This window comes from Vibrio sp. 1249-1 (assembly GCF_033340495.1).
The window spans coordinates 348934-373592 of sequence record NZ_JAWOWJ010000002.1 but is presented as its reverse complement, the minus strand read 5'-3'; the positions used below and the strand labels follow the sequence as shown (position 1 = coordinate 373592).

Genomic DNA, 24659 nt, shown 5'->3' with positions numbered 1-24659 from the left:
GATGAAAGAGATGTTAAATTTAACGCTAAAGCCAGGTCATATTAGCTTAAACGAACTACGCCAAGTGAGCCGTTCACCAGTCAACCTTACTTTGGATCCTGAAGCCATTCCGGCCATTGAAGAAAGCACACAGGTCGTAGACCGAGTCATCGCGGAAGATCGAACGGTTTACGGAATTAACACTGGTTTTGGGCTATTGGCTAACACACGAATAGCACCAGAAGATTTAGAAACACTGCAACGCAGTATCGTTCTTTCTCATGCGGCAGGTATCGGTGAGTTTATGTCAGATGAAACGGTTCGTCTGATGATGGTATTAAAAATCAATAGTCTGTCTCGTGGCTTTTCTGGGATTCGCCTAAAAGTCATTAATATGCTGACCGACCTAGTCAACGCACAAGTTTACCCTTGTGTACCTAAAAAGGGCTCTGTTGGCGCATCAGGTGACTTAGCTCCTCTAGCCCATATGAGCACTGTATTACTGGGAGAAGGACAAGCTCGCCACAACGGTAAAATCATTTCCGGGCAAGAAGCATTAAAAATCGCAGGTCTAGAGCCTATCACTCTGGCGCCAAAAGAAGGCTTAGCGCTACTAAATGGGACTCAGGCATCCACAGCGTTCGCATTGGAAGGCCTGTTTATCGCGGAAGACCTTTTCGCGTCAGCAACCGTTTGTGGTGCAATGTCTGTTGAAGCCGCTCTCGGCAGCCGACGTCCATTCGATCCGCGCATTCACCGTGTACGTGGTCATCGCAGCCAAATGGACGCAGCACTCGCATACCGTCATTTGTTAGACACATCGAGTGAAATAGGTGATTCGCACACTAACTGTGAAAAAGTACAAGACCCGTATTCTTTGCGCTGTCAGCCTCAAGTGATGGGCGCGTGTTTACAGCAAATCCGCAATGCGGCGGAAGTATTACAAGTAGAAGCGAACTCCGTATCAGATAATCCGTTGGTGTTTGCTGAAGATGGTGACATCATCTCTGGCGGTAACTTCCACGCGGAGCCTGTTGCAATGGCAGCCGACAACCTAGCACTTGCGATTGCCGAGATCGGTAGCTTGTCTGAACGTCGTATGGCATTACTTATCGATAGCGCGCTATCAAAACTACCACCGTTCTTAGTCGACAATGGTGGTGTGAACTCTGGTTTCATGATTGCTCAGGTTACCTCTGCTGCGTTAGCAAGTGAAAACAAAACACTAGCTCACCCAGCGTCAGTAGACAGCTTGCCAACATCTGCAAACCAAGAAGATCACGTGTCAATGGCAACATTCGCGGCTCGCAGATTGAAAGAAATGGGCGAAAACACTCGCGGTATTCTGGCGGTAGAATACCTCTCAGCAGCACAAGGCCTAGACTTTAGAGCACCAAACAAGTCCTCTGAGCGTATTGAGATTGCGAAACAAATGTTGCGTGAAAAAGTATCGTTCTACGATAAAGATCGCTACTTTGCTCCAGACATTGAACAGGCAAATACTCTGCTTAAGCTGGCTATCCACAACACGCTCATGCCAGAGAGCTTGTTACCAAGTGTTCAATAACCAAGCATAACTGGCATTTCATCGAATAAACAGATAATGACTTGAAGGCTCTACGTTCAGCGTGGAGCCTTTTTACATACGATTAAACATGTTGATGGCACTATTTATGAACGCCTGTCTACTTTGATGGCTATACTTTAAAAGATAGGCGAGCGAAAAGGTCGTTGTTTATTGTTTTCACAAATAAAAGCGTTGCTAAAGTATGCGTTTTTAACGGTTTATCCGCCGAAATAGTGTCTTATTGTTAGGATACGGTGAAGTTTTCACTGGATGGACCATTGCTACGCAGATATTCGCATATAATCCCACACAGTTTTGGTTACTACGTAAAAATTATGTTTCTAACACCTTATTTTTCAAACACTAATCACCAGTTTCAGTTCACTCGCGAACAAGCAAGCCACTTTGCAAAACGTGTCGCAGATGACTACAACCCAATTCATGATGAAGACAACAAACGCTTTTGTGTCCCTGGAGATTTACTTTTCGCTGTGCTTCTTAGTAAAGAAGGCGTTAGCCAAAAGATGCGTTTTAACTTCTCTGGCATGGTAAACGATGGTGTAGCACTTCATATTGAAAATAAGTGTGACAAAGAAAGCGCTGTTGTTGACGAGGCAGGTAAAGAATACTTACACATGTCCCGTGAAGGTGAAACTAACCACGATCCGGCATTTATTGAGCATGTAGTGACAAATTACGTGCAATTTTCTGGTATGAACTTCCCTCACATCATGGTTCCTCTTATGGAAGAGAAGCAAATGATGATTAACTGCCAGCGTCCATTAGTTATTTATGAAAGCATGGAAGTCGAATTTTCACGCTTAGACCTTACGCATCCAGAGGTGGATTTCACTGGCGCAACATTCGACGTAGAAGGAAAACGAGGTGTAGTCACCTTAAACTTTGCGTTCAAAGAAGACAGTGAAGTCGTTGGTAAAGGTATTAAGCGCATGGTTGCAAGTGGCTTGAAGCCATATGACCAAGAAGCGGTTGACGACCTTGTACGCCGCTTTAATGAACGTAAGGATGCATTCCTAGCAAAGTTCGTTAAGGCAGCCTAGTCGACTGCCCTATCAGAAGCGCACAAAAAACGTGTTTACTAAAAGAAAGCCCAACGTCGACCGTTGGGCTTTCTTTTTATGTCTCATCCAAACAAAACTAAACGCAATGCTTAGAGCCAACGACGAACATGGTTTTTATAATCCACATACTCTTCACCAAACAATCGCTCTAAAACGCGTTCCTCAGGCTTGATTTGAAACCGATTCATATAACTGACAAATATCACGCCACAAAGCACCACACTCAAGTGCTGCCACCACAAACCAGTTGCTATGATTAGAAGCAATAATGCCGTGTACATAGGGTTGCGTGAAAAGGCAAACACACCAGTTCTTACAACAGAAGATGCCGCTTCAGGTTTTACTGGGTTCACTGTGGTTTTTACTTTGCGAAATTCATACACGCCAGCAATGCTCATGTAGCCAGACAACAAAGTTAATACACCTACTACAAATTCAACAAAGGGGACTCGAATGTTCATGCTCGGCGTCAAAACTTTAAGTCCGTACATCAAAAGTATGACTAGCAAAAACACCGCAACAGGTGGGACTTTGAGTTCAAGTTTTCTCAAGATTCATATCCTTTGAAAGGGTCTAAGTACGGTTTCTAAAAAGCCCAGTAAAACTGGGCTTGATTTAGTCCGATTACAACAAAGTTAACAATGCCTGAACGGGATGCTTGGGCTTCGTTCCTTCAAAGCGTTTCACTTGGCTGCGGCAAGAATAGCCTGTAATCAAACATCTCTCGCTATCCAACTTATCTAAGCTTGGCTTCCAGCTTAAATTGTAAATGTCTTTCGACATCGACAACTTATCAACCTCATGACCAAACGTACCCGCCATACCACAACAACCAACAGGTACCGTATTCAAAACTGCACCAAAGTGAGCAAAAATAGCGCCCCACTCTTTTTCCGCATTTGGCATTTTGGTTTTTTCAGTACAGTGCGCAAACAGATACCAAGGTTCCTGCGCCTTATGCTCTCCGCTTTCAAACGCTTCTAGTCTTGGGTAAAGCCATTCGTGGGCTGTTAGTACATCGAAATTACCTCGCTTACTGCCAAGCACTTCAGCGTATTCATCTCGATAACACAGCACCAAAGCAGGATCGACGCCAACTAATGGAATATCCAGATCCGCTACCATCGCCAAGAACTTCGCTGTGTCGGCTGCTGTGTCCTTAAACTGACGTAAAAACCCTTTAATGTGTTGTGCTTTACCATTCGGCTTAAACGGCAGAAGCACCGGATTCATACCCAGCTTTTTCAATAACTTAACGAAGTCTTCAACGACATCAGCGTCGTAGTAACTAGTGAATGGGTCTTGAACAATTAAAACATGCTTGCTCTTTTCAGACGAAGACAAACCACTGAGCGCTTGCAGATCATAAGGCGTTGTCAGCGACTCTACTCGTTGTTTCAAGGTGGGTACTGATAACAACGGCGCATCGACATACCCGACCGTAGATGCCGTTAAACTTTTCACCCACGACTGCTTCAAAACACCATTTACGACACCTGGCGCTTTCGCCATCATCGGCAGCATAGTCTCAATGTTCGCAACCAGATAGTCTTTTGCAGGACGTTGGTAACGAGAGTGATAGATGTTTAAAAAGCGCGAGCGAAAGCTCGGAACATCGACTTTAATCGGACACTGACTCGCACACGCTTTACACGCCAAACAACCATTCATCGCTTCATACACTTCGTGAGAGAAGTCATACTCGTGACGACGATTGATAGAATGACGTACGCGGTCAATCATGGTTTTGATTGATGTTTTGTTTTCTAGTGTTTGCTTTTCTAAGTCAAGAATATCAATGCCTTGCTCAGTAAGCTGACGCAACCACTCGCGAACCAAACCCGCACGACCTTTCGGTGAATGACGACGATCGGCTGTTACTTTCATCGATGGACACATTGGCGAGCTGGTATCGTAGTTAAAACACAAACCGTTACCGTTACATTCCATCGCTTGTTTAAAGCTGTCACGTACTTGAACGTCAATCTGACGGTCATAGTAACCACGTTTGGTATCGGTAACTTTGACAAGCTCTGCATCACTATCCAGCGGTGTACAGATTTTGCCCGGGTTCATTTTGTTGTGTGGATCGAATGCCGCTTTCACACGTCTCAGTTCAGTAAACAACTCATCACCGAAAAACTCAGGGCCATATTCTGAACGGAAACCTTTGCCGTGTTCACCCCACATCAAACCGCCGTATTTCGCCACCAGCTTAACCACTTCATCAGAAACTTCGTGCATCAATGCTTCTTGGTGCGGGTCACACAAATCCAACGCAGGACGTACGTGAAGCACCCCAGCATCGACGTGACCAAACATGCCGTAATTCAGAGACTTGCTGTCTAACAGTTCTCGAAACTCCACAATGAAGTCCGCCAGGTTTTCTGGTGGCACACAAGTATCTTCAGCGAATGCGACCGGTTTAGCACGACCTTTTGCTGCGCCTAACAAACCCACCGCTTTTTTACGCATGTTGTAAATACGCCCAATGCTCGCTACATCGTTACAAACTTGGTAGCCGATAATGCCCGCTTCTTCTGTTTCCAACATGGTATCGAGCTTGGCGGTCAATGCTGCAACCTGAGCAGCAACTTCCTCTTCGTCCTGACCTGCGTATTCCACCATATTGATGCCAAGCATCTCTTTATTTGGAACATCGGTAAGTAAATCGCTCACGGTGTGCCAAACGATATCTTGCTTCGCGAGATTAAGCACTTTTGAGTCAACGGTTTCTACAGACAACGCCTTCGCTTCTACCATAAACGGTGCATTACGCAGTGCAGAATCAAAGCTGTTGTATTTAACGTTAACCAAAGTACGCGCTTTCGGAATTGGCGTCAGGTTAAGCTTCGCTTCGGTAATGAATGCCAATGAACCTTCAGCGCCGCACAGTACTCGTGTGATATCGAAACGGTCACCGTCTTCATTCAAGGCATTTTTTAAATCGTAGCCCGTTAAAAATCGGTTAAGAGGAGGAAACTTATCTACGATCTGCTGGCGTTTTTCACGACATACGGATTCCGTTACACGTAGCGCCTTGGCAGCAAACTCGCCTTCTTTTGGGTAACCATGAGACAAGTCCGACTCTAAAATTGAACCATCAGCAAACACCGCTTGTAGCGACAAAACATGATCGGATGTTTTTCCGTATTTCAGAGAACCTTGACCAGAAGCATCGGTGTTGACCATGCCGCCAATCGTTGCACGGTTACTGGTAGATAAGTCTGGAGAGAAGAAGTAGCCATAAGGGCGAACAGCGTCATTTAACTGGTCTTTCACTACACCAGTTTGTACACGAACCCAGCCTTCTTTCTCATTAATCTCAAGCACTTTGTTCATGTGACGAGACATATCCACCACAATACCTTTGGTTAGCGACTGACCATTGGTCCCTGTGCCGCCACCACGAGGTGAAAAGGTAATTCGTTCGTACTTTTCTTTATTGCTCAGTTTCCCGAGGAGAGAAACATCTTCTGTCGTTTTGGGATGAACGACAGACTGAGGAAGTTGCTGGTAAACACTGTTGTCAGTGGCAACCGCTAGTCGGCTTGAATATTGGCTTTCGATATCGCCAGTGAATCCGGCGTGCTCAAGCTCTTTCAGAAAACTAAGAACAAGAGGATCGACATCAGTTTGCGAGTGTAATCTTGGTAACATTTGCTTCCTGCCCCTACGACGCTGATCCGATCAGCTGCGGGTTGTGTAATTATTTGCTCACTTCTCATACAAATTGGCGCTAAGCGAAAAAAAACACCACAAAAGAGTTAGTGAAGTAATACTCTTTGAATTTCGTCACTTTACAACATTTAAAAAGACGAGCAAATCAGAATCTCGATACAATAATTAAACTTATGCTTTATTTTTTCACGCTTGATGCCTTACATTGGGGAACGAATCGCGTTTCTAGATGAGTTTTCAGAATGAAAAAAAATAAAATTGTGACCACTGAAGATATCCTTCTCAAACTTTGCCAGTCTGTTTCTGGCGTACTTACTTCGGCGACATCTTCTCAAGTAAATTATTCAGCAATGGTGCAAAAAATCCACAAGACTAGCCTCAAACCAGATTTTGGCTGTTTTGTTCTGTTTGATGGCGGATTTACCGGGCTAGTTGTGATTAATTTTACGGCAAAAGCCGCACTGGAGATCTACACCAACTACATGCGTAATATGGGCATGCCAGAAGAAGAGCTGGCAATATCTCATACTTCTGACGAGGTAGGCGATGTTCTGGGTGAACTCATGAATCAACTGGTCGGAGACTTCACTAATAAAATTCGTAAAGACCTGCAAACGAACATCACACAAAACCAACCAAAAATGCTGGCGCTGAATAAGCAAGTTATCTTACAAGTTGATACCAACCTTGACCGCCCTCAAGCGCGCAGAGTGACGTTCTCCACCGAAAACAACAATATTTTCTATCTCGAGCTAGCAATGGATAAAACTGAGTTCATCCAACTGGAAGAGTTTGAAGTTGCTGAAGACGAAAACCCAGACGACATTTTAGAGGCAACACGTAAACAGTTGGCTGAGAAAGAATCTAAATCGTCGGGTTCAAACGATGATGCCGATGACTTGCTCAACCAGCTCGGGTTGTAATTCTAACGAATCTTAATGAAGAATGGCTTCTTAGACACAAGTACGACTTCATACTGATTACGACGAACTAAAACGCCAGCCTCGCTTAATGCGAGGCTTCTTTTTATGTGCAGAAATTATCTTCAGTCCCACCTTGTATTTCGTTTTTATGTCAAAAAAGGTAATATGTCTGACTTCATAAATTTTCTGCTTTCGTTACTGGTTGTCGATGGATAAACAAAAAGCTCTGAAAAAAATCGCCAAGTGCTTAGAACTGGGCAATTCCGCTAATGTTAATGAGGCTGCCAATGCTATCAAAATGGCACATCGCCTCATGCTTAAATATGGTCTCGATAAAGACGATATTGAGTTCATCAGAATGGGAAAAACACAATCTTCTCATCTGCTACCAGCGAACATCAGTTCTACCATATTGCGAGTGATTCGCGGCATTAACACAAAATTCGGTGTCGAAGCAGTATTGTTGAATCACAAAGGGCTCAAACGTGTCGAATTTATCGGTGAAGCAGATCGCGCTATTTTTGCTGCATTTGCTTTCGATATTGTTTATCGCGAGATGAACGAAAGTACCGGACAATTCCGAAACAGCTTTGCTGGCACAGGCACCTCTTCTCAGGAAGTGACTCGCCGTGTGAACTCATTTGTATCTGGCTGGGTGGAAGGCGCGATTGAAAAATTGCCAATTATTTCTCCAGATGAAGAGTCGGCCAATAAAATTAATGACTATATTGATAAAGAATTCCAAAACATTGACCGCGAAACGTTCAAGAAGCAATTGAAAGAAGCGATGAAAAACCTAACTGAAGACTACGAAGTGGGCTTAAAGAAAGGTAGAAAGGTTTCAGTTAACCGTGGAGTGGGCGGCGAACAAGCACGCAAAATGTTGGGCGATTCATCGAAATAGCCAGGATAGTAAAGGATTCACATAAGCAGCAATGACTTCGATGTCGATGGGGCTTACTTTGAGAGCTTTGGCAGTATTGATAGGAATTTTCTTACAGAAACTCTTATCAATCTTACTTTCTCATAACAAATATTAATGCTTGTTTATTCATAATTCGCATCCCATTATGAGGCATGGTTTCGCCTCAGTTTTATACGGAGATTTTCCCTTGAAAAAGATGCCTATTGCACTAGCTCTAGTGCTAGCTCTTACTGGCTGTCAAGCCACTCAACGCCAAAATGCAACAACGGGTGAATACGAAACTAACTCCACCACGCAAGGCGCGCTTATTGGTGCGATCGCTGGCGCAGCAATCGGCCTAGCAACGGGTGATGATGCTAAAGAACGTCGTCAGCATGCACTCATTGGTGCAGCCGCAGGCGGAGCGACTGGCGCTGGCGTTGGTTACTACTTTGACCAACAAGAAGCGGAATTACGTCGCGCTTTGCTAAACTCTGGCGTACAAGTTCAGCGTGTTGGTGAAAATCAGCTTTTACTGCGTATGGAAAACGGTATCGGCTTCTCTTCAAGCTCTTACCAGCTTGATGCTAGTATCCATAATACTCTACGCGGTGTTGCTCGCATCCTAGTTGAGTACCCAGATACCAGTCTCGTTATTGACGGTTACACGGATAGCACAGGTAGTGAGTCATACAACCAAACGTTGTCAGAGCGCCGTGCAGAGTCCGTACGTCAATTCCTAGTATCTCAAAACGTTGCACCTGGTCGTGCAATTGCACGCGGCTACGGCGAACGTAACCCAATTTGCTCAAACCAAACTTCTGAAGGTCGTGCGTGCAACCGTCGTGTTGAAATCCAGATCTTGCCACTGAAGTAATTTGGTTGCACCATAACGGTAATAATAAAAAATTACCGGAGCAGGCCTAACCATTATCGTTAGGCCTGACATATTAATGTCTGTCAAAACGTCTGCCCTACTCTGCTTATTTAGCCTCAGCTTTTCTGGTTACTCGCTTGCCTCTCAAGCTCCAATTGACCCCATCGAACAATATGAGTATGCACAGCAATTATTGGCATCACACAAAGCTGAAGCCTCACCAGAAACGCGTTACTGGCTAGAGCAATCCGCCAACCAAGGTTACCTCCCTGCGCAAAAACAGCTCGCGAACGACTTTGCTAAAGGGATAAATGGCGAAAAAAATGAAACACAAGCGTTATATTGGCTAACCTCTATCGCACTCAATGACCCAACCGATCGGGGCTTTCTTCTCGCTAACTTTATTCAGCGCAATCAAGATAAGGTCACAGCATCTCAATTGACTGAAGCTTTGTATCAAATGGCTTCTCAGCATAATCCAGCAGCAGAACAGGCTTATAATCAACTGTTAGAGCAGCGCTTCAACCAACTGCGAGCTAAACAAGTCTCGCAAATAAAGTCGCTCGATAAAAAGGCGGAGCAAGCACAGGAAGAGAAAAGCACAGTTGCAAACCCCAAAGTAGAACACTCGCCGTTTCTATGGCTGATTTGGCTAGCGGCGATACTCATCATCAGCGGCTTAAGTTTCCTCGTGATCAAAAAACTCAAGCAGAATAGAAAAGCGCGTGAAGCCAAAGGGGAAAGCCAAAATCAACGAATGGCGGAAAAAATAAAAGAGCTAGAGTTTACGAACAAGCAACTGAAGCGTCAGTTAGAGAAAGTATTCAGAGAATTTAAGAAATCCAAAACTCAGGCAGAAAACCATAAGCTAAGCGTCGCGTGTGCTATGTTTGGCTACACACCACAAACCATCCCTGATTTACAGGCAATCAAGCTACGCTATAGACAGTTATCAAAGCTTTATCATCCTGACACAAGGGGCAGTGAAGAAGAAATGAAGCGACTCAATCATGCCTTTAAGCTCGTCTCACAAAATGTTACAAAACAGTAAAAATAGGTCAGGATACTTTGGCTACCATGCTTTTATTCCCATATAATCAAACACCGCAATCGATCTCCCTCTCAAAGAAATTAACAGACATTTAACTTAAGTCGCGCTTTTATGCCATAATGCCCGGCGCAAAATAACACCTAACGACTCAAATTAATCTAGGTGGGGAGAAAATCAATGTTCACTGAAGAAGGCACCTGTGATTGGTGTAAAAAACCTAGTCTTGTAACTCGTCACGATTATTTAGATGGCAAGCACCACTACTCATGTAAAGCTTGTTACGATATGGCAAAAATCGACGTGCGCCTATTTAACCAAGGCGAATTGCAAATGCGCGAACGTTTGCAACGAGCGAGCTAAGCAAGACGGAATCAATGGAACTGATTTTCAAAAGCGCCTTTTATAAGGCGCTTTTTTGATCTCCCAAGCCTATTTCCAATCTCTATCTCGTATTCCCTCCTATCCTACATAGCATGTCGCATCGGTTATCAGCCCTCTTCCACTGTATACAAACCACTGTCCGTGAAAAACACCTGTATATACAGTAGTAAACCCCTGTATGTCTCTCGTCCAACTTTCTACTCACCTCACATTTTTAAATTGATGTTAGACATATCAGAAATAAAAAATAAACAAATAAATTCAATTACTTAAAGTAAAATTCTTTTATTTCCTTTTCAAAAAACCGCAAATAACTTTTGAGAAACTTGTTGATCAGGTCGCCAAAACAAACTACTGTATAGGCATACAGCATGTATAAAGGAACAGTAAGATGCAGTTACAAAGTCAATCTCATACATACTCTCGTTACAACGTATTGGCACAAGCAACTAAGCCCATGGCCGTTTCGGATCAGCTTCTATCTAAGCTGGCTGTTTTATCGCAGCAGAAACAATGGATTTTGTTTACAGCAGACTGCCCTCGTCCAGACTTTGAACAACTCACTGCTTCTAATATTTGCTGTAAAAACGTTATTCAAATGAAGCCCTCTCAACAGCTTTCAGAAGTCGAGATCGTGATAAAAGCCATCCGATCAGGCAATGCCAGTGCTGTTGTCGCATCCAATAAAATTGCACTTATGAATCAATCTATGTTGCGCGACATGGCGCAGCGCTATCAGTGTGAAGTCTTTTTCGTCGAAGGCAGAGTTAATAAGTACCACTAATAAGTTCGACGTTATCCATCCTGCATCTCGCCTCCTTTTTAAGGGGGCTTTTTTTGTATTAAAGAAAATAGGCAAACGTTTGCTTTTTCTCTGGCGAGTTAAAATAGTTCTGGTATGATGCCCACATTCGATTTATTCAGCGCCCACATTTTGCTGAATATCTTCTCTTTCTGACGTTTGATTAAGATGATAGGAATGTCGCAATGAGCCTTGCTAATCAAGTACTTGCCGTCAATGACGACCTGCCAATTCGCACCCATAAACCCGTTCATAGTGGAAAAGTTCGTTCAGTTTACTGGTTAACTGAAGAAGACAGCGCCCGACTGATCAAAGAAAAAGGATACAATGTCGCTCCAGATGCGCCTTTGGCTATCATGGTGATTAGCGACCGAATCTCTGCATTCGATTGTATTTGGCATGCTGAAGGTGGTCTTAATGGTGTCCCAGGTAAAGGGGCTGCGCTTAATGCAATTTCTAATCACTGGTTCAAACTGTTCAAAGAAAATGGCTTAGCAGATAGCCATATTCTAGATATTCCTCACCCTTTTGTTTGGATTGTACAAAAAGCCAAACCGGTAAAAATCGAAGCCATCTGCCGCAAATACATCACGGGTTCGATGTGGCGCGCTTACGCAAATGGCGAGCGCGAGTTTTGTGGAATCCAACTTCCTGAAGGGTTAGGAAAAGACAAAGCACTGCCAGAGTTGCTAATGACCCCATCCACAAAAGGCATTCTAAAAGGCATTCCCGGTGTGCCAGAAGCGGATGACGTAAATATTACTCGTCAAAACATCGTAGACAACTACGAAGCATTTAACTTCTCAAGCGCTGACGATATCGCACTCTACGAAAAATTGCTGAAAGAAGGCTTTAACGTTATCAGCCAAGCGTTAGAAGAAATCGACCAAATCTTTGTCGATACCAAATTCGAATTTGGTTATGTTCATGATGCTGCTGGCAATGAAAAGCTGATTTACATGGATGAAGTGGGTACACCAGACTCGTCTCGTATATGGGATGCTAAAGAGTACCAAGCAGGTCACATCGTAGAGAACTCAAAAGAAGGTTTCCGCCAGTTCCTACTTAACCACTTCCCTGACCCAGATATCTTGCTAAATAAAGAACGTATGCCAGAGCGTGAAGCACTCGCTCGTGATAATGCTTTACCCGTCGAATCTTTGATGGCGATTTCGAGCACCTACATTGGTATTGCCGAGAAGATTACAGGCAAGCCGATTCATTTGAGTGAGAATCCGAAAGCGGAAATCATCGAAGTTCTGAGCAAAGAATACGGATTGATTGACTAGCACTGTCGCTAGATTGCTAAATGCTTTCCAATAAAAAGTCCGCACTAGCTTGCGGACTTTTTTCGTATTAGGCTCAGTTTAGCCGATATTTAACGTAGTGCCATCTGTTGTAGAGGCTGACTTGGTCGTCACCTGATATGTTTTGTCTTTAATCGTTGATACGAAATACCAGGTCGCCTCTGCCTTGTCGGGCGTAAAAGTAACGCGCATAAAGCCACGCTGTTTGATGTCTGCCCACTGTAATTCTGACACTAAGTGCGGCAGCGTGTATTCCATTTGAGTGATCGCAACAGGGTCTAACGCGAGGTAGGCTTCTAACCCAGGGGAACTCACAGAGCTAGTCGCAAACTCTACCCCGATAGGATGCTTAGATACGTCTTTAAGCTCACTTGCCCATGCGTTGTGCGTATCTCCTGCCAAACAGACAAAGTTACCACTGCTGGCTTTGGCCAGTTGATAAACGTTCTCTCGCTCAACGTAGTAACCATCCCATGCATCTAGGTTATATGGCAAAGCAATGGTATCTAAACTTGGGTCAGAGAGATAACCCGTAATCGCAGAGTTTACCGCTAATAACGCCTCTGTTTTTTGTTCTTCAGTGGCAGTAAACAATTGAAACATCGCGGTCATAACCGAACTTGGCAACTCCATACGAGACATTAACACTTGTTGCCCTAGCACATTCCAAGTTGCGTCGTGCGTACTGAACGCATCCATCAGCCACGCGAGTTGGTCACCGCCTAACAGCTCTCGGTCTTGACTGCGCGACTGAGCAACTAAACCGCCAATCGCTTCCATCGTTGGTGAGCTGAGCGAGAAATAATCCAACGGTTTATCACGCCCCACAAGTCGCGTGTCGAGCATCATCAAATTGACTAAACTTCCAAACGAAAACTGACGGTAAATCAGCATGTTTGAGAAAGTGTTTTCACGAACGGGCAACCATTCTGTCCACGCGGCAGCCGCAGCTGCACGACGATCATTAAAGCTGCCTTCCTCTTCTTGATGGTTTTCCGCACCATTTTTCCAACTATCATTTGCAAGCTCATGGTCATCCCAGACTGCAATCATTGGTAGGCTCGCATGTAACGCTTGCAGATCAGCATCTTGGCGATATTGCGCATACCGTTTTCGGTAATCATCTAAGGTAATGCATTCAGTGCCTTTGCTTGGCTCTCGCCCTAGTGCCTCAGCATCTTCACTAGCGTAGCCACCAGCCCCATACTCATAAATGTAATCACCGAGATGAAGTACCACATCAAACGGTTCTTGCTCATGTTGATTTAAGATCTCTCGATACACATGGAAATAACCAGCAGGATAGTTTGCACAAGAAACAACGGCCATGGATGCCTTTTCTACACCACCCTCTGGTAATGTTTGAGTTTGCCCGACTTCGCTAGTGACATCTCCAACCATGAATCGATAGTAATAGTGAGAATTTGCGTTGAGGTTTTGAACATCAACTTTTACCGTAAAATCTCGGCTCGTATCTGTAGCGAAAGTGCCACTTTGCACGATATCAGTAAAATTTTCATTAGAAGAAACTTGCCAGCTTACATCTGCGTAGCTTGCTGAGGTCGTAACTCGAGTCCAAATGATTACTTGTGTTTGAGTAGGATCTCCACTCGCCACTCCGTGCTCAAAGGTAACCGCAGCAGATTCACTAGCATCGCTACCACAGCCCACCAGCCCGGTAACAATCGCCGTTGAAGAGGCAGCTTTCATAAAGTCTCGACGAGACAAAGACATATTGACTTCCTTTCTTATTGTGTTTGTTTTTATGCCCAAATGACGTGGTGACTCGATCATCCTTGTATGCCAATAAGGGACGTTAATTCGAACTTACAGTACCAACCACTTAGTCGGTAATTTGTCCTAAAAACACAAAGTTAGAAGCTAGTTATGACAATTGCATTTCCAAACGTTACATTTTTGTTAATTTAAGTGCAAATACTCTATATTCATCACATTTCCTAAGACCTGCGACAAAAACCTCAAAATAAAAAGCGACCTACTTTGAGGTCGCTTTTCATTGCACTATTGTTAAGTGGTACATCGATGAAGTGGAAATGTTCAGCCTAAAACTTGATGTTAAGGACATCTTGTTCTGACGTATCCACCTTCAACTGACTGCGAGATTCTATGTACTCGATTTGCTGAACATCGAGCGAATATGGCATAACGACTCGCAATTCATTGATCCCTTCATGTTTAGCTAGCTGGGTTAAGCGGACCAAATTGGATTCATCACTTTTACGAGAAGACATCGATTTTAATGCGGCATCCCACAACCGATCTTCAGGCTTGCTCAATTCCGCAATGTTCTGTTTCCACATCAAACCGAAAATAGGCGCGATGGTGGCAAATGCCTCTAAAAAGGTCCATTTCTTACTACCTGTCGCTCCTAAAAAGCTAGTGTAGTCGAATTCAATGCACGTCTTTCCTTGTTGATCCATTCTATGCCCCCGACACTCGAAAATGAGATATACCAAATATCGTTCAACTGTTTTGATATAGCAATGGGATATAAAACATTCGTCTTTTATGCCCTAATTTACATACAAAAGGAAATATTAAAACCAGCTTTGTAACAACTGATGTACAGCTTCGCCATATATAAGCATTCAATTGATTAATATTTCAATTAAGAAACTAAAAACAACACACAAGTAACGCTATCAATATGAAATAATTATAGATTCACCAAGAAAATATCAATTCTTGTCACAACGTCATCCGCCGACCTACTTCACATCAATCACTCGACTGGCCTTTTTATACTGTATCTTCCAACCAGCCCAGCGTGGCAGCTCCCAACGCTTCGGGTCTCCCTTACGGTTTCCCTCTCGATAAACGACCTGTACCAGCTTGCGAGACGCGTAATACTCAACATCCAGTTGGAGTTCTGGCAGCGAAAGTTCTAAAGGGTACTGCTCCGTGAAATCGTCGTATTCCCATTCTGGAACACCGTTAAATGTTAAGTCTTCCGGTTCAAATAACGCCATATCATCGACATTTTCAACGCCTAATGTTTCCAACTGATCCTTTAACCAGCTAGAAAATGTCAAGGAGGCCAAGTCGTTAACCTCTTCTCCTTCGACATTAAGGCCCAATGCGTTGTAGAGTTTCCAGTGTTGGATTTGTTGTTTTCTTTGAGAAGCAAAACCTGGTAACAGTGTCTCGTCTTCTATCATTTCGACAATAGACTGAACAGCAACATCACCTTGTAACGCTTGGTGTTCAGAACAGACTGTTCGCCCGGCGTAGACCAAATGCATTGTTGCTCTTGGCGTCTCTTCTTCATAATTCGTCTCACCTTGTCGCCACTCCCCAAATTCAAGTTCGCGTAATAACGTCAGCGGGATAGGCATCATAACCGATGCGAGGTTTAGTGTTTGCTTAACGCCTCGTCCTGGCACGCTATGGCTATCTAGCACGATGGCCGCTTCTTCTTTATCAGGAAAGCGGCTGTTACGCCCAACCAGCATCTCGACTACGCCATTTCCTAGAGCATCTCTTCGACGAGCTCGTCGGACAAACACAAGCTCAGGGTGCAATGAGGCGATGGAGAAAAAGAGCGCTTCACGTTTATATCGAGAGGCAACGTCAAGTTCCGGTAATTCAAATACTTCTCGCATTTGTTTCGCTAAACCTTGCGCCTCTTCGAGTGCGCTGGCATCAATGACAATGCCCGGAAGTCGCTCCCCCCGAACCAAACGGATAAGCAAAGAGGCATCACACCCGTATGGCTCCTCTTGAGATAGAAGCTCAGCAACTTCACCACTTTGTCGCTGATAGAGCTGCGCAGGCACAGATAAGGCGGCAGCCAAATCAATCATTGCTTCCTTCTCTGGCTTCGCTTGAATTCTGGTAACGAGATCGGCAAACAGTGCATCAATGGGTAGTGGATATACTTTTCTCCCATGCTGCGTGACATTGCCATCCTCATCAATCGCTTCCATAGATAACAACGTCGAATGAGATGCCTCTAGCGACTTTGGGGGAATTGAGTCGAGAAAATCGAGTGTTGAGAGACGGTACCCACAACAAGCCGCTGCCAGCATGGGCTCGACGAGCTCTTCTCTGTGTAATTCTGGAGGTGTCACCAACTCTAAAGGCGCGTGCTCACCATATAGACGAATACAAGCCCCTTCGGTAACGCGACCTGCTCGCCCCATTCGCTGCGCGGCACTGGCCTTAGAAATGTTGGTTAATGTCAGTGCTGTACGTCCATTTCGTTGTACAGTTCTGCGCTCTAAACCACTATCGATTACCACACGGATATTAGGAATGGTCAGAGAGGTTTCCGCGACGTTGGTTGCCAATACGACTTTCCGTTGCTTTTGTACCGTCAGCGCACGATGTCGTTCTTCATCACTGACCGAGGCATGAAGTTTAACCACCATGACATCACTGCTGCTTTGTAGCATCTGCGCGCATTGGGCGATCTCTTTACGTCCTGGGAGAAAAACAAGAATATCGCCATCTTCATCTTCCAGTGCTTCTTTTACCGCTCCGACAACTTCCTGTTCACATCCCTTTTTGTTCGGTAAATAGCGGCTGTCTGTGGAACGATGTGTCACCGTGACTGGAAAGCAACGTCCTTCCGAACGCAGACGCTTAGCATCCAGGTAACGCGCTAGCTTTTCGCCTTCTAAGGTAGCGGAAGTGACGATCAATCGATGTTGATTTTCTTGCTTCAAAATGGCGGTTAATAGATCAATATCCCAGCGTCGCTCGTGAAATTCGTCCACTATCACGACATCAAAGTCTGCTAGCTTGTTTTCCGAAAACCAACGCAGTGCAACCCCCGGAGTCACAAATACAACTTCGGTTTTTTCATCAAAGTAGGCATGAAGCTTGATCGCGTAACCGACTTTGCGACCTATTGGCTCTCCAGATTGCTCCGCAAGAAATTCAGCCAGCGAGGTACAAGCAATTCGACGTGGTTCAATAACCAGAACGCGTCCGTGTTTTGCCGCCCACATGGGCAAGCGGGTAGATTTACCCGACCCGGTTTCGGCTTCCACCACAAGATGGTTAAGGCTTACATGATGGTCAAACTCAGCTTGCAGGCTGTCGATAGGTAGTTGAAACATAGAAATTGGATTTGATTTGATGATGCAAAACATTATACCCAAGTAAAAAAATCCTGCTTTAGGTATCTCTAAACAACCAATATTGCCGATATTTTCGTCGGTATCTGAATTTTTTTGCGACATTACATTGATGTGCATCAACGCATGTTTACAACTAAATAGTGAACCCGTTAAAATTTGGTGCGCATCCTTCAACCCTACATAAGGCACCCAATGAACAACGATAAACGCCCACTATATATTCCATATGCGGGTCCGGCTCTTTTAGCAACCCCTCTTTTGAACAAAGGCAGTGCATTCTCTGCTGAAGAACGTAGTTCATTCAACTTAGAAGGTCTGCTTCCAGAGTCGACCGAAACTATCCAAGAGCAGGTGGAACGTGCCTACCAGCAATACAAAAGTTTCGAAAGCGATATGGATAAACACATTTATCTGCGTAATATCCAAGACACCAACGAAACATTGTATTACCGCCTAGTGCAAAATCACATTTCTGAGATGATGCCAATCATCTACACGCCGACTGTTGGCGCAGCATGTGAAAACTTCTCTAACATTTACCGTCGTGGTCGCGGTCTGTTCATTTCATACCCGAACCGTGACCGTATTGACGACTTGCTGAACAACGCAGCAAACCACAACGTTAAAGTGATTGTTGTGACAGATGGCGAACGTATCCTTGGCTTGGGTGACCAAGGTATCGGCGGCATGGGTATTCCTATCGGTAAACTGTCACTATATACCGCGTGTGGTGGTATCAGCCCTGCTTACACGCTACCAATCGTGCTTGATGTGGGTACCAATAACCCGCAACGCTTAGCTGATCCGATGTACATGGGTTGGCGTCATCCTCGTATTACGGGTGCAGAATACGATGCATTTGTAGAAGAGTTTATCCAAGCGGTACAGCGCCGTTGGCCTGATGCTTTGATCCAGTTCGAAGACTTTGCTCAGAAAAATGCGATGCCTCTTCTTGAGCGTTACAAAGACCGCGTGTGTTGCTTCAATGATGATATTCAGGGTACTGCTGCTGTTACTGTTGGCTCTCTACTTGCAGCTTGTAAAGCAGCAGGAACTCAGCTTTCTAAACAACGTATTACCTTCCTAGGCGCAGGGTCTGCTGGTTGTGGTATCGCAGAAGCGATCATCGCACAAATGGTATCGGAAGGAATTTCTGACGAGCAAGCTCGCTCACAAGTTTACATGGTTGACCGTTGGGGTCTGTTACAAGAAGGCATGCCTAACCTTCTTGATTTCCAACAACGCTTGGTGCAAAAGCATACCAATACGAAAGAGTGGGAAAATGAAGGAAATGGCTTCTCACTACTCGATGTTATGCGTAACGCCAAGCCAACGGTACTAATTGGTGTTTCTGGTGCTCCTGGTCTATTTAGCCAAGAAGTCATCGAAGAAATGCATAAACACTGTAAGCGTCCGATTGTCTTCCCACTGTCGAACCCAACAAGCCGCGTGGAAGCGACACCGAACGACATCATTCGTTGGACAAATGGTGAAGCACTGGTTGCAACAGGTAGCCCATTTGAGCCAGTGGTTCATGAAGGTCGCACTTACCCTATTGCACAATGTAACAACAGCTACATCTTCCCAGGCATTGGCCTTGGTGTACTTGCTGTCAATGCAAAACGTGTCACTGACGAGATGCTAATGGAATCAAGTCGCGCGCTAGCAACATGTTCTCCTCTAGCAATCAACGGTCGTGGTGCACTACTTCCACCACTGGAAGAAATCCACTTAGTATCGAAAAAAATCGCATTTGCCGTTGGTAAAAAGGCAATTGAACAAGGTGTCGCATTAGAAATTACTGATGAAGCATTGAACGTGGCGATTGAACAGTCGTTCTGGCAACCTGTTTACCGCCGCTACAAACGCACTGCGTTCTAAGCTTGAGACAATTCGTTTAATAATTAGCCCCTACCATGTAGGGGCTTTTATTTTTTTATCATCCTAACCAGATTTTGGCATAAATGGGCTTCTCTCTTTTTGTTTCTATCAGATATGATGAGAACTACATTTTTAGTTAAGGATATAAAACGTTTTGTTGTTTTCTCGCATAAGATCAAAGTGGAAGCTGAAATTTTCCTGGAAGCGATTTGCTTTGATTTTGTCGATCTCTGCACTTAGTCTGCTTGTTTCTGTTATTGCCATCGACCGGTGGGTGGTTTTACAAGCCAAAGAGAGCATTTTCACTGAATACGAGCAAATCCCTCAACATGAGGTTGCCGTAGTTCTTGGTACCAGTAAATACATCGGAAAGATCCTCAACACTTACTACACTCATCGCATTAATGCGGCGATTGAGCTTTACAACCAAGGCAAAGTAAAACAGTTTTTATTGAGTGGTGATAACGCCCACCGTTCATACAACGAACCGTGGACAATGAAACGCGACTTACTTAAAGCAGGCGTGCCTGAAGAAGTGATTCACCTTGATTATGCTGGCTTTCGTACCTTAGATTCGATTGTACGAGCAAAAAAAATTTTTGCTTCGGAGCGATTTCTGATTGTGACTCAGCGCTTTCACTGTGAACGCGCACTGTTCATCGCTGATGCTTACAGCATTGATGCGCAGTGTCTCGCGGTAGCAGGGCCGACGGCCAACAAGCAAAAAACATCGATGCGTGTTCGAGAACTGCTAGCCCGTGTGAAAGCGTTTTTAGACCTGTACATTATCAATACGCAGCCTAAGTTTCTTGGCCCTCAAGAACCTATCGTCGCAGTAAAAGAGCCAAATAAAGCAGCTAACGAGCCTCTTCAAGTCCCCGTCGAATAGAGGAATAACGTGGCTCACAAGCCTAGTAACATTTCTATAAAACAAATGGGTAGTTTTCTACCCATTTCCAATTCTCAACATCACACTTTCTAATTTGCTCTACGATTCAGGCAAAACTCTTTTTCGCATTCAAAGTAACATTTCATCAATAAATAACTACAAGTCAGTTACTTTGCCATAAAAAAACCGACAAAAGGCAATGCAAAAGGAGCACTACCCATGACCGCACTCGCTGTGACATTGAAGAATTGGTTCTTCACTCGCAACAGCATGATTTTGAACGCGAATATCCTATTGTTCATTATCTTGTTTAATACCTTACCCTTTGAACCACAAGTAGTAACCGGCCTGAGCATCTTAGTTTTTGTTGCTATTTTGTGGCTAACCGAAGCGATTCACGTCAGCATTACTGCGCTGCTCATACCACTACTTGCGGTATTTTTGGGTGTGTTCAACACTCAAGCCGCACTGAATAACTTTTCCAACTCCATCATTTTTCTATTTTTGGGTGGTTTTGCACTAGCTGCGGCTCTACATAAACAAAAGTTAGATCAAGCTATTGCAGATAAAGTACTATTGCTGGCAAGAGGAAAAATGTCTGTCGCTGTATTCATGCTATTTGGTGTGAGTGCTGGCCTGTCAATGTGGATTTCAAACACCGCCACCGCCGCGATGATGTTACCGCTTGTGCTGGGTGTGATGACAAAGCTAGACGCCAAGAAAAACCACAACACCTTTTTGTTTGTTCTACTCGGTATCGCTTACAGTGCTTCAATTGGTGGTATTGCAACACTGGTTGGTAGCCCACCAAACGCAATTGCAGCAGCTGAAGTTGGCCTTAGCTTCACTGAATGGATGAAGTTTGGTGTACCTATTTCCCTAGTATTAATGCCAATCGCTATCCTCGTATTGTACACGATGACTAAGCCTGACCTTAGTCACAAGTTTGACCTTGACCATCAACCAGTCGAATGGACAAACGGCAAAATGATTACGTTGGCGATTTTCTTACTGACCGTAACTTTGTGGATATTCAGTAAGCCTATTAACGCTATGCTGGGTGGCTTCGCGAAGTTCGATACTCTTGTAGCCATTGGCGCCATCCTTCTACTTGGTGCTTCTCGCGCCGTCGAGTGGAAAGATATTGAGAAAACAACCGACTGGGGTGTGTTAATCCTATTTGGTGGTGGTATCTGTCTGAGTAACGTCCTAAAAGCAACCGGAACAAGCGTATTTTTGGCTCATAGCTTGTCAGGCTTCCTTGAGCAAGCCGGTATTCTCTTAACGATTCTTGCAGTGGTTGCTTTTGTTGTCTTCTTAACTGAGTTTGCGAGTAACACCGCCAGTGCTGCGCTACTTGTCCCTGTATTTGCGACCATTGCAGAAGCCTTAGGCATGTCTCCGGTTATTCTCTCTGCACTGATTGCCGTCGCTGCATCTTGTGCATTTATGTTACCTGTTGCAACACCTCCAAACGCGATTGTGTTCGGTACGGGTCATATCAAGCAAAAAGAAATGATGCGAATTGGTTTCGTATTAAACATTGCCTGTATTGCTGCACTAACGCTTTTCGCTTGGTTGTTCTGGTAAAAATAGCAAGTTCGATTAGCACTACACTGCTGCTCACGGTAATCGTATCGATAACCCAAACTTCCCCCCTAAGTGGTGTTCAGCAGTTTCCCTCTTGGTGGCCAGTTGGCCACCTTTTTTCTTTCCTTTTAGTGAACGGCTATCAGGCTTGCTTCTTTTCGCAAGCAAGTAAACCATAATGAGCTTCCACTCGGTTGCGACCATTGCGCTTCGCCTGATACAGCACTTCGTCAGCTCTCGCCATGGTTTCTGAGACGCGTTCATTCTGCATTTGGGCAACGCCAATACTGCAAGTTAATGATTCACCGTGCACCCACAAATGATCCTCCACATTTTTGCGAATCATTTCTGCCTTCTCTAACGCTTGTTCAATATTGGTATCAGGGCAAAATACGACAAACTCTTCGCCGCCCCAACGAACGAGTCGATCGTCTGAGTAAATAGAAGTCGCTACCACCATGACAAATTCGCGCAATATGTCATCCCCCATTTGGTGCCCAAATTTGTCGTTCACCTTTTTAAACTTATCCAAGTCCAAATAGAGAATACTGAAGGTGTTATGCCCCCAGCGAACCTGACGAGATTGTTGTTCCAGCCAGTGTTGCACAGCATATCGGTTCATCGCGCCCGTCAAAGCATCTCGATGCGCTAGCTCTGCAAACTCATAGTTTTGAGCTCGCAAAGTATCATTCACCTTTTCCAAATGACGGTGACGCTTTTGCGCTTTTTCATAAGCCACTCTATTTTTTCGTAACTCATGCAGTGAAAAAGCCAGTCCAAGCGCCATCCAAGAGAGTAATAATGCATACAACAATGTTTCTTGCGCAAGGTAAGCGCCTTCAAACTCAATTTTATCAATCACAATTCTATGTTTACCAAGTGCCGCACCAGACCCAGTTGCAATATCAATACGTGTGATGTTTGAAAATTCAGGTGCAGAGTGCTCAATCGCGACTCCGTTATCTGCTAACCACCAGGTCATCACCTGAAGATTTTTAATCGGAATTTCGACAATATCGCTCGAACCCGACGGAGAAAACTGCATGCCATTATATTTAATGGTGTACTCGTCGTCCGGCTTGGAATACTCAGAATTATAATTGCGAAGATACAAACGTAGGTCGTGGCTAGGGTTAGCCCCTATTCCTGCCTCTTCATATCGCACCTTCAATCGAATCGTATGGTAGTTGGAAAGGTCAATACCCTGTGTTGGCGTTGCTGAATCGGTATAAACCGAGATTCCGCAGTAAGGCCAAGCATACGAGCTCTGCTTTAGTTCACAGCTAAGAACTAGGCTTTGCCGATCGTATGTGATATCTGCCTCACTCACACCTCCTTCACTGGCATCTTTAGTTGCATAGATATTGAAATGCTCAGGTGTAATGGTCAGCTTTCGCGTATCGCCAAGCACACTATAAAGGGCAACCAAACTGATAGTGCAAATAGAAAGAGCAAAGATAAAGTTATGGATCCACTTCATGGGCAAGTGACCTGCTGAGATTATATGCAATACGTGAGGTTCAATAATTTCAAAAATGAAATCAAGGTGATTTATCAAGAAATAAAATCACTTTCTCATTCAATTCTTAGTTTCGACACATAGTAACGGATTTTGAACCGTTATCACGTTTTAAAATTTCTAAAAAGTGCAGCTCAACTTCTATTTGCGAAGCATTTCACAGCCATAATTTTTAGAAAATAAAACACGATGCATAATAATTTAGTGCAAGACATTTACTTTAAAGCTCCTGTCAACCCTGCATCTCTTCTCCACTTAAGTATATACTGTGCAAAAACACAATAATGAGTAATGTCATGTCATTAATTGCAACTGGCACGCTAAACAAAATGCGTGCTTCTCTGGACGGTGCCGTCAACTACCGTCTTCCTGTCGGTGAGGAAGAAATCGACTTAACTCCGTTTCTGGGTAAAACGCTCACACTGACTCACACTGGCAATATTTTTTGTTGCTCATGTGGAAAGAAAACGAAAAAGAGTTATTCGCAAGGCCACTGTTTTGTATGCATGAAAAAGCTAGCAAGCTGCGACATGTGTATCATGAAGCCAGAGACCTGCCACTACGATCAAGGGACTTGTCGCGAACCACAATGGGGTGAAGAGAATTGCATGGTGGATCACTTTGTCTACCTGTCCAACACATCCAGCTTAAAAGTTGGTATTACTCGTCATACTCAAATCCCGACTCGTTGGATTGACCAAGGCGCGACTCAGGGCTTGCCAATTTTTAAAGTAAAAACTCGCCATATCTCCGGTTTAATTGAAGTTGAACTGGCGAAACATATCGCAGACAAGACCAATTGGCGCACACTGCTTAAAGGTGACGGTGAACCTATGGCATTGCAGGGCCGTTTTGCTGAGCTATTGCCTTTAGTCGAAGAGAAAATTGCCGAGATAAAACAGCAATTCGGCGAAGATGCCATTGAAGTATTAAACGAAAGCATTACCGACCTTAGCTACCCGGTACAACAGCACCCAACGAAGATCATTTCGCATAACTTCGATAAAAACCCGGTTGTTACTGGCACTTTGCAAGGCATTAAAGGTCAATACCTCATCTTTGATACTGGCGTTATTAATGTAAGAAAATTCACTTCCTATGAAGTTGAAGTTAGTGAGTAA

At 44.3% G+C, this 24659-nt stretch carries 19 protein-coding genes; 13 read left to right on the top strand and 6 right to left on the bottom strand.

Annotated features, from left to right (window positions below; genetic code table 11):
• Window positions 1-10: 10 nt before the first annotated feature.
• Together hutH and R7Z50_RS05120 are read left to right on the top strand one after the other, a co-directional pair.
• Window positions 11-1546 (top strand): histidine ammonia-lyase, encoded by a 1536-nt coding sequence (gene hutH, locus R7Z50_RS05125; RefSeq protein WP_017821814.1) that lies wholly within the window; start codon window positions 11-13, stop codon window positions 1544-1546.
• 335 nt (window positions 1547-1881) lie between these two features.
• Window positions 1882-2607: a DUF3581 domain-containing protein gene (locus tag R7Z50_RS05120; protein WP_176310895.1), complete on the top strand. Its 726-nt coding sequence runs from the start codon at window positions 1882-1884 to the stop codon at window positions 2605-2607.
• A gap of 110 nt (window positions 2608-2717) precedes the next feature.
• On the opposite strand, the gene R7Z50_RS05115 is transcribed toward R7Z50_RS05120, so the two are convergent.
• Both R7Z50_RS05115 and R7Z50_RS05110 read right to left on the bottom strand, forming a co-directional pair.
• Window positions 2718-3179 carry a methyltransferase family protein gene (locus R7Z50_RS05115; protein WP_054577918.1) on the bottom strand — a complete coding sequence of 154 codons (462 nt, stop codon included), beginning with the start codon at window positions 3177-3179 and terminating at the stop codon, window positions 2718-2720.
• A gap of 73 nt (window positions 3180-3252) precedes the next feature.
• Window positions 3253-6288 (bottom strand): FAD-binding and (Fe-S)-binding domain-containing protein, encoded by a 3036-nt coding sequence (locus R7Z50_RS05110; RefSeq protein ID WP_064368092.1) that lies wholly within the window; start codon window positions 6286-6288, stop codon window positions 3253-3255.
• 263 nt (window positions 6289-6551) lie between these two features.
• On the opposite strand from R7Z50_RS05110, the gene R7Z50_RS05105 reads away from it, so the two are divergent.
• The 7 genes from R7Z50_RS05105 to R7Z50_RS05075 all read left to right on the top strand — a co-directional run bounded on the left by R7Z50_RS05105 (window position 6552) and on the right by R7Z50_RS05075 (window position 12536).
• Window positions 6552-7232, top strand: coding sequence for a DUF3334 family protein (locus tag R7Z50_RS05105; RefSeq protein WP_005388843.1), 681 nt, complete (start codon window positions 6552-6554; stop codon window positions 7230-7232).
• A gap of 208 nt (window positions 7233-7440) precedes the next feature.
• Window positions 7441-8136, top strand: coding sequence for a DUF2786 domain-containing protein (locus R7Z50_RS05100; RefSeq protein ID WP_005377954.1), 696 nt, complete (start codon window positions 7441-7443; stop codon window positions 8134-8136).
• Window positions 8137-8353: 217 nt separating this feature from the next.
• Window positions 8354-9013 carry an OmpA family protein gene (locus R7Z50_RS05095; RefSeq protein WP_005377956.1) on the top strand — a complete coding sequence of 220 codons (660 nt, stop codon included), beginning with the start codon at window positions 8354-8356 and terminating at the stop codon, window positions 9011-9013.
• A gap of 76 nt (window positions 9014-9089) precedes the next feature.
• Window positions 9090-10064 (top strand): J domain-containing protein, encoded by a 975-nt coding sequence (locus R7Z50_RS05090; RefSeq protein WP_054574051.1) that lies wholly within the window; start codon window positions 9090-9092, stop codon window positions 10062-10064.
• 177 nt (window positions 10065-10241) lie between these two features.
• The gene (locus R7Z50_RS05085; RefSeq protein WP_005377960.1) at window positions 10242-10424 is read left to right on the top strand and encodes a hypothetical protein; all 183 of its coding nucleotides are present in this window, start codon (window positions 10242-10244) and stop codon (window positions 10422-10424) included.
• Window positions 10425-10836: 412 nt separating this feature from the next.
• Window positions 10837-11229, top strand: a complete 393-nt coding sequence (locus R7Z50_RS05080) for a SulA-like leucine-rich domain-containing protein (RefSeq protein ID WP_005377962.1) — start codon at window positions 10837-10839, stop codon at window positions 11227-11229.
• 203 nt (window positions 11230-11432) lie between these two features.
• Complete coding sequence (locus R7Z50_RS05075; protein WP_005377963.1) at window positions 11433-12536, top strand: phosphoribosylaminoimidazolesuccinocarboxamide synthase; 1104 nt, start codon at window positions 11433-11435, stop codon at window positions 12534-12536.
• 78 nt (window positions 12537-12614) lie between these two features.
• Here the strand turns inward: R7Z50_RS05075 and R7Z50_RS05070 are convergent, their stop codons facing one another.
• The 3 genes from R7Z50_RS05070 to R7Z50_RS05060 form a co-directional block, all read right to left on the bottom strand.
• Window positions 12615-14288, bottom strand: coding sequence for an alkaline phosphatase D family protein (locus R7Z50_RS05070; protein ID WP_318148923.1), 1674 nt, complete (start codon window positions 14286-14288; stop codon window positions 12615-12617).
• Between the two features lie 329 nt (window positions 14289-14617).
• The gene (locus R7Z50_RS05065) at window positions 14618-14995 is read right to left on the bottom strand and encodes a hypothetical protein (protein WP_005377965.1); all 378 of its coding nucleotides are present in this window, start codon (window positions 14993-14995) and stop codon (window positions 14618-14620) included.
• Window positions 14996-15283: 288 nt separating this feature from the next.
• The gene (locus tag R7Z50_RS05060; protein WP_206949103.1) at window positions 15284-17638 is read right to left on the bottom strand and encodes a helicase-related protein; all 2355 of its coding nucleotides are present in this window, start codon (window positions 17636-17638) and stop codon (window positions 15284-15286) included.
• Window positions 17639-17851: 213 nt separating this feature from the next.
• On the opposite strand from R7Z50_RS05060, the gene R7Z50_RS05055 reads away from it, so the two are divergent.
• The 3 genes from R7Z50_RS05055 to R7Z50_RS05045 all read left to right on the top strand — a co-directional run bounded on the left by R7Z50_RS05055 (window position 17852) and on the right by R7Z50_RS05045 (window position 22019).
• On the top strand, window positions 17852-19540 hold the full coding sequence (locus R7Z50_RS05055) for an NAD-dependent malic enzyme (protein ID WP_005377977.1): 1689 nt from the start codon (window positions 17852-17854) through the stop codon (window positions 19538-19540).
• Window positions 19541-19694: 154 nt separating this feature from the next.
• Window positions 19695-20429 (top strand): vancomycin high temperature exclusion protein, encoded by a 735-nt coding sequence (locus R7Z50_RS05050; protein WP_005388862.1) that lies wholly within the window; start codon window positions 19695-19697, stop codon window positions 20427-20429.
• Between the two features lie 219 nt (window positions 20430-20648).
• Window positions 20649-22019, top strand: a complete 1371-nt coding sequence (locus R7Z50_RS05045; protein ID WP_017634863.1) for an SLC13 family permease — start codon at window positions 20649-20651, stop codon at window positions 22017-22019.
• 142 nt (window positions 22020-22161) lie between these two features.
• Here the strand turns inward: R7Z50_RS05045 and R7Z50_RS05040 are convergent, their stop codons facing one another.
• Window positions 22162-23499: a GGDEF domain-containing protein gene (locus tag R7Z50_RS05040; RefSeq protein ID WP_031781257.1), complete on the bottom strand. Its 1338-nt coding sequence runs from the start codon at window positions 23497-23499 to the stop codon at window positions 22162-22164.
• Window positions 23500-23834: 335 nt separating this feature from the next.
• On the opposite strand from R7Z50_RS05040, the gene R7Z50_RS05035 reads away from it, so the two are divergent.
• Window positions 23835-24659 (top strand): DUF2797 domain-containing protein, encoded by an 825-nt coding sequence (locus R7Z50_RS05035; RefSeq protein ID WP_206949104.1) that lies wholly within the window; start codon window positions 23835-23837, stop codon window positions 24657-24659.